Source organism: Brevundimonas terrae (assembly GCF_011761985.1).
Classification (GTDB): domain Bacteria; phylum Pseudomonadota; class Alphaproteobacteria; order Caulobacterales; family Caulobacteraceae; genus Brevundimonas; species Brevundimonas terrae.
Map to the genome: position 1 here is coordinate 55,758 of NZ_JAASQT010000003.1, position 16,843 is coordinate 72,600.

Annotated in this window: 12 protein-coding genes; 8 read left to right on the plus strand and 4 right to left on the minus strand. The window is 60.4% G+C overall.

What is annotated here, in order from left to right; genetic code table 11:
• The first annotated feature begins 93 nt into the window (after positions 1 to 93).
• The 3 genes from FHS64_RS08685 to FHS64_RS08695 all read left to right on the plus strand — a co-directional run bounded on the left by FHS64_RS08685 (position 94) and on the right by FHS64_RS08695 (position 5,355).
• Positions 94 to 2,451, plus strand: coding sequence for a cytochrome P450/oxidoreductase (locus tag FHS64_RS08685; RefSeq protein WP_167177815.1), 2,358 nt, complete (start codon positions 94 to 96; stop codon positions 2,449 to 2,451).
• Between the two features lie 97 nt (positions 2,452 to 2,548).
• Positions 2,549 to 3,850 carry an MFS transporter gene (locus tag FHS64_RS08690; RefSeq protein WP_167177816.1) on the plus strand — a complete coding sequence of 434 codons (1,302 nt, stop codon included), beginning with the start codon at positions 2,549 to 2,551 and terminating at the stop codon, positions 3,848 to 3,850.
• An 86-nt stretch (positions 3,851 to 3,936) separates the two neighbouring features.
• Complete coding sequence (locus tag FHS64_RS08695; RefSeq protein ID WP_167177817.1) at positions 3,937 to 5,355, plus strand: alginate export family protein; 1,419 nt, start codon at positions 3,937 to 3,939, stop codon at positions 5,353 to 5,355.
• Between the two features lie 73 nt (positions 5,356 to 5,428).
• Here the strand turns inward: FHS64_RS08695 and FHS64_RS08700 are convergent, their stop codons facing one another.
• On the minus strand, positions 5,429 to 5,617 hold the full coding sequence (locus FHS64_RS08700; RefSeq protein WP_167177818.1) for a heavy-metal-associated domain-containing protein: 189 nt from the start codon (positions 5,615 to 5,617) through the stop codon (positions 5,429 to 5,431).
• A gap of 156 nt (positions 5,618 to 5,773) precedes the next feature.
• On the opposite strand from FHS64_RS08700, the gene FHS64_RS08705 reads away from it, so the two are divergent.
• Positions 5,774 to 8,257: a heavy metal translocating P-type ATPase gene (locus FHS64_RS08705; RefSeq protein ID WP_167177819.1), complete on the plus strand. Its 2,484-nt coding sequence runs from the start codon at positions 5,774 to 5,776 to the stop codon at positions 8,255 to 8,257.
• A gap of 16 nt (positions 8,258 to 8,273) precedes the next feature.
• Positions 8,274 to 8,705: a Cu(I)-responsive transcriptional regulator gene (gene cueR / locus FHS64_RS08710; protein WP_167177820.1), complete on the plus strand. Its 432-nt coding sequence runs from the start codon at positions 8,274 to 8,276 to the stop codon at positions 8,703 to 8,705.
• Positions 8,706 to 8,709: 4 nt separating this feature from the next.
• Here the strand turns inward: cueR and hutI are convergent, their stop codons facing one another.
• Genes hutI through FHS64_RS08725 form a run of 3 tightly spaced genes read right to left on the minus strand, consistent with a single transcriptional unit; the run spans position 8,710 to position 11,530 of the window.
• Positions 8,710 to 9,924, minus strand: coding sequence for an imidazolonepropionase (gene hutI / locus FHS64_RS08715; RefSeq protein ID WP_424945242.1), 1,215 nt, complete (start codon positions 9,922 to 9,924; stop codon positions 8,710 to 8,712).
• Positions 9,924 to 10,829, minus strand: coding sequence for an agmatinase family protein (locus FHS64_RS08720; protein ID WP_167177822.1), 906 nt, complete (start codon positions 10,827 to 10,829; stop codon positions 9,924 to 9,926). Before FHS64_RS08720 ends, hutI begins: the two co-directional genes overlap by 1 nt.
• Positions 10,830 to 10,831: 2 nt before the next feature.
• Entirely contained in the window at positions 10,832 to 11,530 is a 699-nt protein-coding gene (locus FHS64_RS08725; RefSeq protein ID WP_167177823.1) for a UTRA domain-containing protein, read from the minus strand.
• 87 nt (positions 11,531 to 11,617) lie between these two features.
• On the opposite strand from FHS64_RS08725, the gene hutU reads away from it, so the two are divergent.
• From hutU to FHS64_RS08740, 3 genes are all read left to right on the plus strand, one after another.
• Positions 11,618 to 13,294 (plus strand): urocanate hydratase, encoded by a 1,677-nt coding sequence (gene hutU / locus FHS64_RS08730; protein WP_167177824.1) that lies wholly within the window; start codon positions 11,618 to 11,620, stop codon positions 13,292 to 13,294.
• A 4-nt stretch (positions 13,295 to 13,298) separates the two neighbouring features.
• Positions 13,299 to 14,831, plus strand: a complete 1,533-nt coding sequence (gene hutH, locus FHS64_RS08735) for a histidine ammonia-lyase (RefSeq protein ID WP_167177825.1) — start codon at positions 13,299 to 13,301, stop codon at positions 14,829 to 14,831.
• A 253-nt stretch (positions 14,832 to 15,084) separates the two neighbouring features.
• Complete coding sequence (locus tag FHS64_RS08740; RefSeq protein WP_167177826.1) at positions 15,085 to 16,341, plus strand: dicarboxylate/amino acid:cation symporter; 1,257 nt, start codon at positions 15,085 to 15,087, stop codon at positions 16,339 to 16,341.
• The last annotated feature ends 502 nt before the right edge of the window (positions 16,342 to 16,843 follow it).

Consider the following 16,843-nt stretch of genomic DNA (forward strand, 5'->3'; position numbering starts at 1 on the left):
CCATACAAGCCGCTTGACATGGATCAAAAATAAGTTCGATTTTAGAACAATAACGCTCGATAAACGAGCATCTGTAATGCGTGAGGGAGAGGCATGGACGGACAAAACATCAACAGCAGCGCTATGGCTGTTGGAGGCGGTTGCCCATTCACTGGCTCGAATGCGAAGGCCGAAGCCACCAAAGCCAAATGCCCGTTCGACAACACACCGGCCGATTTCGACATGTTCGAAGGGCCGTACCAAGTCGATCCGGCCGAGGCTCTGCGCTGGTCGCGTGACCGCGAACCGGTCTTCTACAGCCCCAAGCTGGGCTACTGGATCGTCAGCCGCTACGAGGACGTGAAGGCGGTTTTCCGCAATAACGACGTCTTCTCTCCGTCTATCGCGCTCGAAAAGATGACGCCCAATTCGCCCGAAGCGAACGCGGTCCTCGAGAAATACGATTACGGCATGAACCGCACCCTCGTGAACGAGGACGAACCGGCGCACATGGAGCGTCGCCGCGTTCTGCTGCACTCCTTCCTGCCCGAGGAACTGGCCCACCACGAAGAGATGGTACGCAAGGTCACCCGCCAATATGTCGACCGCTTTGTCGATCGCGGCGAGGTCGATCTGGTCGAGGACATGCTGTGGGAAGTGCCGCTTATTATCGCGCTCAACTTCCTCGGCGTTCCCGAAGAGGACATGGACCGACTGCGCGAATATTCCATCGCGCATACGGTCAATACCTGGGGCCGCCCGACGCTGGACGAGCAAATCGGCGTCGCCGAAGCCGTTGGCAAGTTCTGGCAGTTCTCCGGCGAAGTGCTGGAGAAGATGCGCAAGAATCCGAATGGTCACGGCTGGATGGACTATTCGATCCGCAAGCAAAAAGAGCTACCGGAAGTTGTTACCGACTCCTATCTGCACTCAATGATGATGGCCGGTATCGTGGCCGCCCACGAAACCACCGCCAATGCCTCGGCCAATGCCTTCAAGCTTTTGCTGGAAAACCGCGCCCTGTGGGAATCCATCTGCGCCAATCCGGCCCTGATCCCCAACGCTATCGAAGAATGCCTACGCTTCTCGGGTTCGTTCGTGGCATGGCGCCGCAGAGCGATTAAACCCGCCGTTGTTGGTGGCGTCGACATCCCCGAAGGGGCCAAGCTGTTAATCGTCATGGCCTCGGCCAACCACGACGAGCGCCATTTCGAAAACCCCGACGAGCTGGATATCTATCGTGACAATACAACCGATCACCTGACCTTCGGCTATGGCAGCCACCAGTGCCTCGGCAAAAACCTCGCGCGCATGGAAATGCGTATCTTCTTCGAGGAACTGACAAAGCGCCTGCCACACATGGAACTGGTGCCGAACCAGAAGTTCGAATACCTGCCCAATACCTCGGTGCGCGGGCCGGACAATCTATGGGTTCGCTGGGACCCGTCCAAGAACCCCGAACGCACCAACCCTGAAATCCTTGGCAGCCGCTATCCGATTAAGATCGGTCCGCCGTCGAAACAGGATCTGTCGCGTGAAATGCGCGTCGAGACACTGGAACGTATCGGCGAAAATATTCTGGCCGTGACCCTGAAAGACCCGAACGGCAACGCCCTGCCCCGCTGGAACGCCGGTTCGCACATCGATTTCGAAGTGGGCGATTTCAGCCGTAAATACTCGTTGTGCGGCGAAGCGGGTGACAACAGCACCCTCAAGGTCGCCATCCTGCGCGAGGATAATGGTCGCGGCGGTTCGCTGCACATTCACCAGACCCTGCGCGAAGGCATGTCAGTGCGCATTCGCGGCCCGAAGAACCACTTCCGCCTGAATGAAACCCACGACGACTATGTGCTGATCGCAGGCGGTATCGGCATTACGCCGATCATAGCCATGGCGGATCGCCTCAAATCGCTGGGCAAGCCTTACCAGGTCCATTATGCGGGCCGCGTACGTGCCAATATGGCCATGGTCGGGCGTTTGATGCGCGACCATGGTGCTGTCACAAGTTTATATGCTGGTGACGAAGGCCAAAGCCTGGATCTGGCGGCCACGGTCGCGGGCATCGGCGCACAAACCCATATCTATTCTTGCGGACCAGAAAGCCTGCTGAACGCTCTGCAAGATTTGATGGAGCCGATAGCAGATCGCCTGCACATCGAACACTTCTCGGCCGTGGCCACTGGCCTCGATCCCGAGAACGAAACCGCCTTCGAGGTCGAACTTGCCGATAGCGAGCGCACCCTCACCGTGGCGGCCAATGAAACCCTACTGGATGCGCTCGAAGCCGCCGGTATCGATATCCAGAGCGACTGCCGTGAAGGCTTGTGCGGTAGTTGCGAGGTCAGGGTTCTGGATGGCGAGGCAGATCACCGAGACAAGGCCATGTCTGCGACCGAACACGCCACCAGTGATCGTCTGATGTCCTGCTGTTCGCGAGCCAAGAAAGGCAGCCGTCTGGTTTTGGCACTTTAATACAAATACCCGGGCAACAAGAGGCTTAAGTCTCGAAAATTAATAAAGTAAATGCCCAAGCATTCTGTCCGGTCAAAAGCCGGACAGGGGAGAGAAAATGAACAAACGCGTAAATCTCATGGTGGCGAGCACAGTCGGCACCACATTGGAATGGTACGACTTTTTCGCATTCGCCATGTGTGCGGTGCTGGTCTTCGACAAGCTGTTCTATAACACTGCCGATCCGTTTATGGCCACTTTGCTGGCTCTGGGCACCTTTGCGGCGGGCTTCCTGGCCCGTCCCTTGGGCGGCATTATCTTCGGCATTCTGGGCGACAAAATCGGGCGCAAGCACGTGCTGGTTGTCAGCCTTTTGATGATGGGTTTCGGCACTTTTGCCGTTGGTCTGCTGCCGACCTATGAAACCATCGGCATTGCAGCCCCCATCCTGCTGCTGGTTCTGCGTATCGTACAGGGTATTGCTGTCGGCGGCGAAGCCACCGGCGCGATCCTGATCATTTCGGAATCCATGCCCTCGCACCAGCGTGCCTTCTGGACCAGCTTCACCATGTTTGCCGGCCCCCTCGCCAACGTGCTTGCCGCTATGGTGATCCTCATCGTCCAGCGCATTTATGGCGATCAGGGCTTCCTAGAATGGGCATGGCGTATTCCGTTCTTCCTGTCAGCCCTGCTGGTCTTCCTCGGCTTCTGGACCCGCCGCAAGGTTGAGGAATCCCCCGAATTCATCGCCATCAAGTCCAAGCGCGAGCACGTTGAACACGCGCCGCTGAAGGAATCCTTCGTCACCAGCTGGCGCCGGATGCTGACGGCCTTCTTCCTGAAGGCGTCTGAGAACACCTTCCTCTACATCTTCAGTACCTTCCTCGTTCTGATGGCAACGACCTATCTCGGCTTCAGCCGTGGCCCGGTCATGAATGCGATCCTGTGGGCTTCGCTGGTCGAGGTTGTCGTCGTTCTGTTCGCAGCTGCCGCCGCTGACAAATTCGGGCGTCGTCCGATCCTGTTGATCGGTTTGGGTCTGTCGGCCATCAGCAGCTTTGCCCTGTTTACCCTCAAGCCGGGTGAAACCTCGCAGACCGAACTTCAGCTGTTCGTGATCCTGTGTCTGGCATCGCACGGTGTCATTCTGGGGGCCATGGCCGCTTTCATGGCCGAGCTGTTCCCGACCCGCATCCGCTTCACCGCCCTGTCGACCAGCTATCAGCTGGCCTCGGTAGCCGGTGGCTCGATCGCCCCGATCCTTGGTGCCATCCTGCTGAAAGTCACCGGTAGCGGTTTGGCCGTAGCCATCTATGCCACCGTCATGTCGATCCCGGCACTGATCGCCGTCCTGCGTACGCCGGAAACCCGCGACAATCCCGCGGTTGAACCCGACGCCCCTGCCATCAAGGCAAACTGACGAAACGGTTCTCCCCGAAGACGTGACTGCGCCTTCGGGGAGACCGGCCTTCGTCCCACTATAAAATCATCCGAGGAAACCCCGTTATGACGTCCACCTTTGTGTGGCGCGGTTCCACCTGCGCCCTTGCCCTTCTGGCTGCCTGTGCCATTGCCCCGATGGCCAGTGCCCAATCCTCTTCGGCCCAGTCTTCTGCGGCTCCGGTCTTTGCGCCCATGTCCTATGATGACGACTTCTCGCATCTGGCCGATCCGGCCCTGCGGGATTCCATGTGGGCCAAGCTGAAATACATCCCCATTGGCGATCAGGCCTATCTAACCCTAGGGGGCGAGGCCCGCATCCGCACCGAAACACGCGAGCATCTGGATTTTGGTCGCGGCGTCGAGGATGACGGTTTTGACCTGCAACACCGCCTGCGTCTGTGGGGCGATCTGAACATTACGCCGAACCTGCGCGTCTTCGGCGAGCTTCAGGCCACCGGCACCAATGGTGACAATGTCCCGACCCGTAATCCGGTCGATCATAACAACATCGAAGGCCACCAACTGTTTGTCGAGGCCAGCACCACCTTTGGCGACAATGGTTCGGTGTTCGTGCGTGGCGGCCGTCAGGAAATCCTGATCGGCAAGGGCCGTCTGTTCGACCCGCGTAATGGGCCAAACACTCGCCGCGCCTATGATGCTCTGCGCGTTCAGGCCACCAATGGCGACTGGCGCTACGGCGCACTGGCCGGCAAGACTGTCAGCGACCTCCCGGGCGAGTGGAACAACGAAACCAATGACGGTTTCAAATTCTACTCGGCCCAAGCCGCCCGTCGTATCAGCGGCTTTGCAGGGCAAGGTGAAATCGAGTTCCTGTATCTGCGCACAGAACAGGACACCGCGCGCGTGCCCGACTTCGCAGGCGAGCGTGACACCTTCTCGGTTCGCGTCGGTGCCCGCAAGGACGCCCTGACCTATGATGTCGAAGCCATGCTGCAAGGCGGCGAGACCTTCAATGGCAAGGATGTCGAGGCCTGGTTCCTCGGTGCCGAAGCCACCTATCAGCTTAAAGGCGCATGGAACCCGCGTCTGGGCACCCGTTTCGAGTTCGGCTCGGGTGACAAAGACCCTAACGACAACACGTCCCAGACCTTCGACCCGCTATGGGGCCGCGGCCAGAGCTTCACGCCCGAGTTCGGCTATTCGAACATGATGCAGGCTGGCGTGAACGTGAATGTGAACCCGATGCCGAAACTCTCGGCCAATGTCGGTGTCACCGTCTTGCAGCGCCTGTCCAAGGACGATGGCGTCTATAGCCTCGCCCCTGCCCTGATGCGCGGTGCCTATGAAGGCCAGTCACGTGATGTGGGTCTGCGCACCACCACGCGCTTTGACTACACCTTCAACAGCCATGTGGCCGCAGGCTTCCTGATCAACCACGTCAAGGCCGGTGATTTCCTCAAGGAAACCGGCAGCAACGAAGATCTGTTCTACACCTCGATCTTCGTAACCACCCGTTTCTAGGAACCAGAAAATCGTTGGGCCTCAGGCCCAACGATTTGCTTTCCATACGCAGAGGCCGCCTTCGTATTCAGGCTTATGCTGCGGGATAACCCGCTGTATCCAGCGCCTTCAAAACATCGTCGCGGCTGGCCGAAGTCTCGACCGTAACCTGTTTGCTGACAGTATCCGCCTCGACCTTGGCGTTTGCATCGATCGATACGATGGCTGCGGTGATGGCCTTTACGCATCCGCCACAGGACATGCGTGCGATAGAAAACTGCATAATCAACTCCATTGCCTCCTATTGGGCCACCACCGGATAGGGCTTCCCATGGTGGTAAGGTCAAGAGACATTATATACCGTTTTCACACTTGACCTTCCAACGATGGGAAGCCCTAGCTTCCTTGCGAGATCGAACAGAAGCTGTGAGGAAACGCTATGAACACCCCGGCAAAAACCGGCCCCGCATCGTTTAATACTATCAGCCTGCCCATCGAGGGCATGACCTGCGCGTCCTGCGTCGGCCGTGTCGAAGCGCAACTGAACAAGGTCGCGGGTGTCGAGAAGGTCAGCGTCAATCTGGCCACCGAACGCGCCGAAATCCGCGCCGATAGCAATGTGGACCGCACCGCACTGGTCAAGGCGGTCGAGACTGCCGGCTATAGCGTTCCCGCCTCTTCCATCGAACTGGCCATCGAGGGCATGACCTGTGCGTCCTGCGTCGGCAATGTCGAGCGCGCGCTGAAAGCCGTTTCGGGCGTGACCGGTGCGACCGTCAACCTTGCCACCGAACGCGCCACCATCAGCGGCACCGTCGATGCCGACACCCTGATTAAAGCCGTGGCCAAGACCAGCTATAGCGCCCGTCTGGTGGATAATGGCATCGATCAGGCCGACGAACAGGCCGCCAAGAAAGACGCCGAACAGGCCGCGTTAAAGCGCGACACCCTGATCGCGGGTCTTTTGACCCTGCCCGTCTTTGTCTTGGAAATGGGATCGCACATGATCCCTGCCGTGCATGATCTGGTGATGAACACCATCGGCATGCAGAACAACTGGTATCTCCAGTTCGCCCTGACGTCGCTGGTTCTGTTCATTCCGGGCCTACGTTTCTATCAAAAGGGTATTCCGGCGCTGTTGCGTCTGGCCCCCGATATGAACTCGCTGGTGTCGGTCGGCACCATGGCGGCCTATCTGTATTCGCTGGTCGCAACCTTTGCGCCGCAACTGCTGCCCAGCGGCACGGTGAACGTCTATTACGAAGCCGCCGCCGTCATCGTCACCCTGATCCTTGCCGGACGCTATATGGAGGCGCGCGCCAAGGGCCGCACCTCCGAAGCCATCAAGCGTCTGGTCGGCCTTCAGGCCAAGACCGCCCGTGTGCGCCGCGACGGTCAGACGCTGGAAGTCGCCATTGCCGAGGTTGTCCCCGGTGACATCGTCGAGGTACGCCCCGGCGAGCGTATGCCCGTGGACGGTCAGGTGATCGAGGGCGACAGCTATGTCGATGAATCCATGATCACCGGCGAGCCTATCCCTGTGGCCAAAACCGTCGGCAGCGAAGTCGTCGGCGGCACCGTCAACCAGAAGGGTGCGCTGGCTTTTAGCGCTACCGCCGTGGGTGGCCAGACCGTTCTGGCCCAGATCATCCGCATGGTCGAACAGGCCCAAGGCTCCAAACTGCCTATTCAAGCCATGGTGGACCGCATCACCATGTGGTTCGTGCCTGCGGTTATTGGCGCGGCACTGCTGACCTTCCTTGTCTGGCTGGTCTTCGGGCCTTCGCCTGCCCTGACCTTTGCGCTGGTCAATGCAGTGGCGGTTCTGATTATCGCCTGTCCGTGTGCCATGGGTCTGGCCACGCCGACCTCGATCATGGTTGGCACTGGCCGTGGCGCCGAAATGGGCGTGCTGTTCCGCAAGGGCGAGGCGCTGCAACTGCTGAAAGACGCCAAGATCGTCGCCGTCGACAAGACCGGCACCCTGACCGAGGGCAAGCCCGCCCTGACCGATCTGGAAGTCGCAGGCGATTTTGACCGCGACACGGTTCTGGCCCGCGTGGCCGCCGTCGAGGCCAAGTCCGAACACCCGATCGCGCGCGCCATTGTCGATGCCGCCGAGGCGCAAGGCCTGACCCTGCCCGCGATTACCAAGTTTGAATCCGTTACCGGCTTTGGCGTGAAAGCCGAGATCGACGGCCAGCGCATCGAGATCGGTGCCGACCGTTACATGGAAAAACTGGGCATGGATGTCGGTGCCTTTGCCGCAACCGCCGAACGTCTGGGCAGTGAAGGCAAGTCGCCGCTCTATGCCGCCATAGATGGCCGACTGGCCGCCATTGTGGCCGTAGCCGATCCCATCAAGGAATCGACGCCGCGCGCCATTGCCGCCATGCACGCACTGGGTCTGAAGGTGGCGATGATCACCGGCGACAACCGCCACACCGCCGAGGCTATCGCCCGCCAACTGGGCATCGACCTTGTGGTGGCCGAGGTCCTGCCCGAGGGCAAGGTCGAGAAGGTCAAGGCCCTCAAGGCCGAATACGGCAAACTGGCCTTTGTCGGTGACGGCATCAACGACGCCCCCGCTCTGGCCGAGGCCGATGTCGGCATTGCCATCGGTACCGGCACCGATATCGCCATCGAGGCCGCCGATGTTGTGCTGATGTCCGGCAGCCTGACCGGCGTGCCCAATGCCATCGCCCTGTCACAAGGCACGATCCGCAACATCAAGCAGAACCTGTTCTGGGCCTTTGCCTATAATACGGCCCTGATCCCTGTCGCGGCGGGTGTGCTTTATCCGGCCTTCGGCATCCTGTTGTCGCCGGTGTTTGCTGCCGGTGCGATGGCGCTGTCTTCGGTGTTCGTGCTGGGCAATGCCTTGCGCCTCAAAGGCTGGCAGCCGCCCGCAAACGCCCAATAGAAAAGGAACGCAGGACATGAATATCGGTGATGCAGCCAAGGCCTCGGGCGTTTCGGCCAAGATGATCCGCTATTACGAGCAGACGGGCCTGATCCCGCCTGCGGATCGTACCGCATCCGGTTATCGGGACTATTCCGACAAGGATGTGCATGTCCTGCGCTTTATCCGCCGTTCGCGTGATCTCGGCTTTTCAGTTGCCGAGATCACCGAGCTTCTGGCCCTGTGGCAGGACCGCAGCCGCCAGAGCGCCGATGTGAAAGCCTTGGCACGGTCCCACATCACGGCCCTGCGCCAGAAGATCGAAAACCTTCAGCAAATGGCCGATACGCTGCAAACATTGGCCGACTGCTGTGCGGGCGACCACCGTCCCGACTGTCCGATCCTGACCGATCTGGAAACCGATGATGACGACCTTCTGGTGGTCAAACCGCGCACAGGGGCGATCTGATGCTTCAGGCGCGTTGCACGCCGTCCTTATAGACCGCGTGCAATAACGGGGTGCCCAGCCAGTAGCACAGCTCGGCGGGGCGCTTGATGTCCCAGACGGCCAGATCGGCCATCTTGCCGACCTCTATGGTGCCAACCTCGTCAGAAATACCCAGCGCCTTGGCGGCCTCGCGGGTAACGCCCGCCAAGGCCTCGGCCGGTGTCAGGCGGAACTGGACACAGGCCAGATTGAGCGCTGCGGTCATCGAGGCCACAGGCGACGTACCGGGGTTGCAGTCCGTGGCCACCGCCATGTGAACGCCGTGCTGGCGCAACAAGGCGACGGGCGGTGCCTGCGTTTCGCGCAGCATCAAATACGCACCCGGCAACAGCACAGCAACGACACCCGCCTCGGCCATGGCCTTTACGCCCGCCTCGGTCGTGTGTTCGATATGGTCGGCGGACAGGGCATGATAACGGGCGGCCAGAGCAGCACCACCGCCATCCGACAACTGGTCTGCATGCAGCTTGACCGGCAGGCCCAGTTGTTCGGCCTTGTCGAACAGGCGGCTGACCTCCTCCACCGAGAAAGCAATCGGCTCGCAATAGGCATCCACCGCATCCACCAGCCCCTCGGCATGGGCAGCGGGCAGGATTTCATCCACAGCCTTATCCACATAGGTAGCACGGTCCGCCTTATGCTCCGGCGGAACGGCATGCAGCCCCAGATACGAGGTGCGAACCCGCACCCCCGCCTCGCGCCCGATACGACGGGCAACGCGCAACATTTTCAGTTCGCTATCGTAGTCCAAACCATAGCCGGACTTGATCTCTACCGTCGTAACGCCCGTATCCTTCAAGCCCCGCAAGCGCTTGAGCGCCGAGGCATAAAGCTGGTCCTCGCTCTCTGCGCGAGTGGCCCGCACCGAAGAGACAATCCCGCCACCGGCACGGGCGATATCCTCATAGGTCACGCCTTCCAGCCGCTGCTCGAACTCGCCCGAGCGATCACCGCCAAACACCAGATGGGTGTGACAGTCGATCAGACCCGGCGTGACCCAGCGCCCACCAAGATCATGTGTTTTCACAATCTTATACACAGGCAGGTCCGCACGCGCACCGATCCAAACGATACGCCCGTTCTGGATCAAGACTGCCGCATCCTCGATGGCACCATAGGGCACGCTACCCTCGGTCATGGTGGCGACATGGCAGTTGGTAAGGAGAAGATCAGCTTCAATCATCGCGCCGCCACTCCACTCAGGATTTCGCAGAACCAACGGCCCGCCGTCAGCGATCCCAGATCACCAACTTCCAGCGACGGGTCATATTCGGTCAGGTCCACAGCGCGTACCTTGGGATGGGCGGCAATCGCGCGGGTGGCATCAAAGAAGTCATGCACCGACACGCCACCGGGACGCGCACCGGGACTGGCAGGCCACTGGCTGCGGTCGATCACGTCGATGTCGAAATCGACATAGATGACCTCGCACAGGGCAGACAGGCGCTCCAACTCCTGCTGAACCACAGCCACCAGTCCCTGCTCGCGGCATTCGCGTACGGTGCGGACACTGATGCCCGCCGCCTTGGCCTTTTCATGGGCGCGGCGGGTATTGGCAAACGGTGCAAGGCCCACCTGACTGATGCGCGCCCCGTCCATACCGTCATCCAGCAGGGCCTGAACCGGATTGCCGTTGGTCAGTCCCTGATCGGTGTCGCGCAGGTCAAAATGCGCATCCAATGTCAGCAACCCTGCCCGCTCCAGCCCCAGCGCATGAACACCCGCGCGGGTGATCGCATTATTGCCACCGACCAGAATGGTCATGGCGCGGTGGCTTTGCGCCGCCACGGCATCACGCACCGGCACAAAGGCATCAAAGGGCGAGACGGCCTTTAGCGCCACATCGCCCGCATCATGCACGCGCAGGTCCAGTTCCACCCCCGTCTCGACATCATAGGTGGACAGGCGAGGCAGGACGCCCCGCAAGACCTTCGGACCCAGATCACATCGTCCCGGTGTCAGCGACCGCTCGTTCAGCGGTGCTCCGATCAGGGCCACCGGCGCATCGGGATATTGCCCGACCAGATCACCGACCGAGCGCCAGCCCAGAGCCTCAGATATTTGGGCCTCAGACACATCAACCATGCTCATCCCTTTGTCGGTGAAAAACGGGCGACCAGATCATAGGCTCCACCCGGAAAAATCTGCGAGGCCTGCGTTACGCCCTGACCATCACGCCATGTGCGGCGCTCCAACCGCAAACACGGCGCACCGTCGGCCAGCCCCAGTCCTGCCGCCGTTTCGCGGTCTGCGCCAACAGCAGAAATCCGGTGCTCGGCCTCGGTCCACGGCATATTGGCCAGCAGCCAACCGCCCGGAGGCTGGGCCGCAAAATCAGCCGTCTCGGCATCAGGGGCCACATCCAGTGCAATCAGACGGCGCTCGAATACAAACGGCACATCGTCGGCAAGGTGCAGGGTTTCCAGTTCGATCACCCGTCCCCCCATTTCCTCTTCGGCCAAGGCAGGGCGCACAATCCGTCCCATCAGGCGGTGACTATAGGTCAGGCCCCTGCCCTCGACCTCGGACTGGATGTCGGGAATGGAAACCAGCGCCGAGGAATGCACCGGCGGATGTGCCACCACAGTCCCCGCCCGCCTGCGCCTCACCACAAGGGCGCGCGATGCAAGGTCGGTAATCGCCCGCGAAACCGTCATGCGGGCACAGCCATATTCGGCCATCAGTTCCGCCTCGGTCGGGATGCGGAAACCCGGCTGCCATTCGCCCGAAGCGATGCGGCGCTCGATGTCTCCTGCGATGCGGCGATGAAGCGGTTCGTGATCCATGCGATGAAACTGCCCCTTGCGCACAATAATGTCTAGACATAACACTAGACCCAACACGACGGTGATTTACGCCGCACGGAGGATTCTATGGCTACGCCCGATACCCGCCAAAATACCAGAGTGATCCGTAGTCCGCACGGTCCTGAAAAGACCGCCAAGACATGGGCCGCCGAAGCCGCCATGCGGATGCTGATGAACAATCTCGATCCAGATGTGGCCGAGCGCCCCGAGGATCTTGTTGTCTATGGCGGTATCGGCAAGGCCGCCCGCAACTGGCAGGCCTTCGACACCATTGTCGAGCAACTGCAAAAACTGGAAGCGGACGAAACGCTACTGGTCCAGTCGGGCAAGCCGGTCGGCGTTTTCCGCACCCATGCGGATGCCCCGCGCGTGCTGATCGCCAACTCCAACCTCGTGCCCAAATGGGCGACGTGGGACCATTTCAACGAACTCGATAAAAAGGGTCTGGCCATGTACGGCCAGATGACCGCCGGTTCGTGGATCTATATCGGCACCCAGGGCATCGTTCAGGGCACCTATGAGACCTTCATGGAGGCCGGACGCCAGCACTATAATGGCGACTGGTCGGGCAAGTGGATTCTGACGGCGGGCCTTGGCGGTATGGGCGGTGCCCAGCCTCTGGCCGCGACTATGGCCGGTGCCTCGTGCATCACCATCGAGTGCCAACGAAGCCGCATCGAGTTCCGTATGCGTACCCGTTATGTCGACGTCATGGCCGAGACGCTGGACGAAGCCATGGCGCTGCTGGAACAGTCATTCAAAGACAAAAAAGCATTATCAATCGGCCTTTTGGGCAATGCTGCTGACCTTTTACCTGAAATGGTGGAACGCGGTATCCGCCCCGATCTGGTCACCGACCAGACCAGCGCCCACGACCCTGTAAACGGCTATCTGCCCGCAAACTGGACGGTCGCCGAGTGGGAAGAAAAGCGCATCTCGGCCCCTGCCGAGGTTGAAGCTGCCGCCCGTCAATCCATGGCTGTCCACGTTCAGGCCATGCTCGATTTTCACGCTATGGGTATCCCCACCGTGGACTATGGCAACAACATCCGTCAGGTCGCCTTTGACGAGGGCGTGAAGAACGCCTTCGACTTCCCCGGCTTTGTGCCCGCCTATATCCGCCCGCTGTTCTGCCGTGGCATCGGTCCGTTCCGCTGGGCCGCCCTGTCGGGTGATCCCGAGGATATCCGCAAGACCGACGCGGCGATGAAGAAGCTGTTCCCCGACAATGCCGGCCTGCACCGCTGGCTGGACATGGCGGGCGAACGCATCGCCTTCCAGGGTCTGCCCGCCCGCATCTGCTGGATCGGTCTGGGCGATCGCCATCGCGCGGGCCTGATGTTCAACGAGATGGTGGCCTCGGGCGAGCTGAGCGCGCCCATCGTCATCGGCCGCGACCATCTGGATTCTGGCTCTGTCGCCAGCCCGAACCGCGAAACCGAGGCCATGATGGATGGCTCTGATGCCGTATCCGACTGGCCGCTGCTGAATGCCCTGTTGAACACCGCATCGGGTGCCTCGTGGGTGTCACTGCACCACGGCGGTGGCGTCGGCATGGGCTATAGCCAGCACTCGGGTGTCGTCATCGTTGCCGACGGCACACCAGAGGCCGCCCAACGCCTTGAGCGCGTGCTGTGGAACGACCCCGCCACCGGCGTCATGCGTCACGCCGACGCCGGATACGACATCGCCAAGGACGCCGCGCGCGAACACGGCCTGAACCTGCCCTCGCTGGACCTGTAAGCTTATGACCACCACCATCCAAATCGGTGCCGCACCGCTCACCCTCGCCCAGCTTCGTTCCGCCCTGATCGGCCCCGTTACGGTCAGCTTGACCGATGGCGCTTGGCGCAATGTTGAAAAAGGCGCGGCGACCGTTGCCGCCATTCTGGCCGAGGGCCGCACGGTTTACGGCATCAATACCGGCTTCGGCTTGCTGGCTAACACGAGCATTGCGCCGCAAGACCTTGAAACCCTGCAAAAAAATCTTGTTCTTAGCCATGCTTGTGGCGTCGGCGCACCTCTGAACGAGAACGTCACCCGTCTTCTGATGGTGCTGAAGATTGCCAGTCTGTCGAAGGGCGCATCGGGCGTTCGCCGCAGCACGCTGGAAACCCTCATCGGCATGGTCAATGCCGAACTGCTGCCGCTGATCCCGTCCAAGGGTTCGGTCGGAGCGTCCGGCGATCTGGCCCCTCTGGCCCATATGTCCAGCGTCATGCTGGGTGTCAGCGAGGCCCGCTATCAGGGCCAGACCATGGAAGCTACCGCCGCCCTCGCCAAGGCCGGTCTTGCCCCTGTTGTTCTTGGTCCGAAAGAGGGTCTGGCCCTGCTGAACGGCACCCAGTGTTCAACAGCACTGGCACTGGCCGGTCTGTTTGCGACCGAGGACGTGTTCGCCGCCGCCATCGCCGCCGGTGCTCTGTCGGTCGATGCGCTCAAAGGCTCGGATGCGCCGTTCGATCCCCGCATCCACGCCCTGCGCGGCCAGCCCGGCCAAATCGATGTGGCCGCCCGCCTGCGTAGCCTGCTGAGCAACAGTGCCATCCGCGACAGCCACCGCCACGACTGCACCAAGGTACAAGACCCGTATTCCCTGCGCTGCCAACCGCAGGTCATGGGTGCCACGCTGGACATTCTGCGCAACGCCGCCACCATGCTGGAACGCGAAGCCAATGCCGTGACCGATAACCCGCTGGTCTTCTTTGAAGATGGCGATGTGATCTCGGGCGGCAATTTCCACGCCGAACCTGTGGCCTATGCTGCCGACCAGATCGCCATGGTCCTATGCGAGATCGGCAATATTTCCGAGCGCCGCACCTCCATCCTTGTCGACCCCAAGATGACCGACCTGCCCGCCTTCCTCGTCAAGGACAGCGGCGTGAACTCGGGCTTTATGATTGCACAGGTGACGGCGGCGGCTCTGGTCGCGGAAAACCGCATGGTCGCCCACCCCTGTGTCATCGACACGGTGCCGACCAGCGCCAATCAGGAAGACCACGTCTCGATGGCCACCCACGGTGCCCGTCGCCTGCTGGACATGGCCGAGAACACCGCCACGGTCGTCGGCATCGAGCTTCTGTCCGCCGCCCAAGGCATCGAGTTCCGCCGTCCGCTGACCTCGTCGCCGGAACTGGAACAGGTCTACGCCATCGTGCGCGAGGCCGCTCCGGCCTATGATCAGGACCGCTATTTCGCCCCCGACATCGCCCGCGCCACCCAAGGTGTTCGCGATAGCCGATACCGAGAATTTGCATCCAACCTGCTGCCTTCAAACTAGGCAGTGACACCATCCTGTAGGAGTCGCCAATAGCCAGCCTTGGTGACGAATATAGCGACAAGTGCATTGCTTCTCTGGTTTTTTGCTGCAGTGCAGCATTAATAAAACCATTTAAAATCAGTTAGTTATGATGATGATAAAAACGTGATGTTCATCGGGCGGCGAATAGTTTATTCGCCGCCCTTTCCTTTTCCACTCGCCTTGCCTCGCTGGAGGGGCTGGCATTGGCACAGCGAAACTGGATGTAGCTTATATGAAACGTATGTTTGCGGTCTTCATCATCGGGGCAATGATCCTCGGCGTACTGACCGGGTGGGGTTTGAACCACTTTATGACAGCGGATCAGGCAGCGGCCGCAGCGTCGAACCTGAACCTTGTCACTGAAATCTTCCTGCGCTTGATCAAGATGATTATTGCGCCTCTGGTCTTCACCACGCTGGTTGCAGGCATCGCCCACATGGAAGACGCCGCCTCGGTGGGGCGGATCGGCGTCAAAACCATGACATGGTTCATGGGGGCCTCAGTGGTTTCGCTGCTGCTGGGTCTGGTCATGGTGCAGATTCTGCAACCGGGTGCCGGTATGCACCTGCCTGAAGCGGTCGCTGCGACGGCTCCTGCCGCCTCGACGGACGCCTTCTCGTTGCATGGTTTCATCACCCATCTGGTGCCGACCTCCATCTTCGATGCCATGGCGCGTAACGAAATCCTGCAGATCGTCGTGTTCTCGGTCTTCGTCGGCACTGCCGTTGCGGCGCTGGACGACAAGGCTCCGGCCATTCTGCATCTGGTTGAACAAGCCGCCTCCATCATGTTGAAGGTGACCGAGTTCGTCATGAAGCTGGCCCCGCTGGCCATCTTTGCGGCACTGGCCTCGACCATAGCCACGCAGGGTCTGGCCATGCTGGGCACCTATGCCAAGTTTGTGCTGGGCTTCTACGCCGCCATGGGTACGCTGTGGCTGCTGCTGTTCCTGGCCGGTGCGCTGGTTCTGGGCAAGCGCGTGATTCCGCTGTTCCGCGAAATCCGCACCCCTGCCCTGCTGGCCTTCTCGACTGCCAGCTCCGAAGCCGCCTATCCGCGCATTCTGGACGTCCTGCCCAAGGTTGGCGTGAAGCGCCGTATCGTCAGCTTCGTGCTGCCGCTGGGCTATTCGTTCAACCTTGATGGCTCGATGCTGTACTGCACCTTCGCCACCATGTTCATCATGCAGGCCCACGGCGTTGAACTCAGCATCCAGCAGCAGATCTTTATGCTGTTGCTGCTGATGGTCACCTCCAAGGGCATTGCCGGTGTGCCGCGCGCCTCGCTGGTCGTCATCATGGCCACGCTGACCTATTTCGGCCTGCCGGAAGCATGGATCGCCATTGTTCTGGGCGTTGACCACCTGCTGGACATGGGTCGTTCGGCCACCAACGTCGTCGGCAACTCTGTTGCGGCTGCCGTAGTCGCCAAATGGGAAGGCGAACTGGGTGATGAAGAATCCCCCGAGGAAGAGGCTGTCCCCGCCTGATCCAAATATAAAAGGGGCGCGATCAACATCGCGCCCCGCGTAAGAAAACGGCGAGCGGCCCCCAAAGCCACTCGCCGTTTTTTTATGGCTGAAGTCTCATTGGGCCAAAGCCGTCATTGCGCATTATTCAACGTGACCAATGAAGTCCTCGCGCCCCGATGCTTAAGGTCAGCAAGTCTTTGGCGAGCCATTCAGGCATCCGTAACGAGATAAAATAACAGCAACTTCAATCGCTAAGCGAACCTTATAACACGTTGCCATGGCAATTTCAGGCGACTAGTTTGCACCACGATGAAACGGCCCATAACAACTTTGGCAAAGCTTATTGTAGCGATGACACTGGTCTTCGCTGCCTTTGTCTTTGTGCCTGTTTCGGATACCGCTGCCTGTACCCCGGAGCCTGCCGCCCAACATCAGGCCGTCGCCCACAACCACACCACGGATACACAAGGCAGTGAGCCGGGCGTATGCGCCCACGGCCATTGCCATCACACGACCACGG

What these genes read in the sequence shown, in the direction of transcription:
- FHS64_RS08690 (WP_167177816.1), top strand. Translation starts at nt 2,549, where the DNA reads ATGAACAAACGCGTAAATCTCATGGTGGCGAGCACAGTCGGCACCACA.
- FHS64_RS08695 (WP_167177817.1), top strand. Translation starts at nt 3,937, where the DNA reads ATGACGTCCACCTTTGTGTGGCGCGGTTCCACCTGCGCCCTTGCCCTT.
- FHS64_RS08720 (WP_167177822.1), bottom strand. Translation starts at nt 10,829, where the DNA reads ATGGTTGATGTGTCTGAGGCCCAAATATCTGAGGCTCTGGGCTGGCGC.
- FHS64_RS08740 (WP_167177826.1), top strand. Translation starts at nt 15,085, where the DNA reads ATGAAACGTATGTTTGCGGTCTTCATCATCGGGGCAATGATCCTCGGC.
- FHS64_RS08705 (WP_167177819.1), top strand. Translation starts at nt 5,774, where the DNA reads ATGAACACCCCGGCAAAAACCGGCCCCGCATCGTTTAATACTATCAGC.
- FHS64_RS08685 (WP_167177815.1), top strand. Translation starts at nt 94, where the DNA reads ATGGACGGACAAAACATCAACAGCAGCGCTATGGCTGTTGGAGGCGGT.
- FHS64_RS08725 (WP_167177823.1), bottom strand. Translation starts at nt 11,530, where the DNA reads ATGGATCACGAACCGCTTCATCGCCGCATCGCAGGAGACATCGAGCGC.
- hutH (WP_167177825.1), top strand. Translation starts at nt 13,299, where the DNA reads ATGACCACCACCATCCAAATCGGTGCCGCACCGCTCACCCTCGCCCAG.
- cueR (WP_167177820.1), top strand. Translation starts at nt 8,274, where the DNA reads ATGAATATCGGTGATGCAGCCAAGGCCTCGGGCGTTTCGGCCAAGATG.
- FHS64_RS08700 (WP_167177818.1), bottom strand. Translation starts at nt 5,617, where the DNA reads ATGCAGTTTTCTATCGCACGCATGTCCTGTGGCGGATGCGTAAAGGCC.
- hutU (WP_167177824.1), top strand. Translation starts at nt 11,618, where the DNA reads ATGGCTACGCCCGATACCCGCCAAAATACCAGAGTGATCCGTAGTCCG.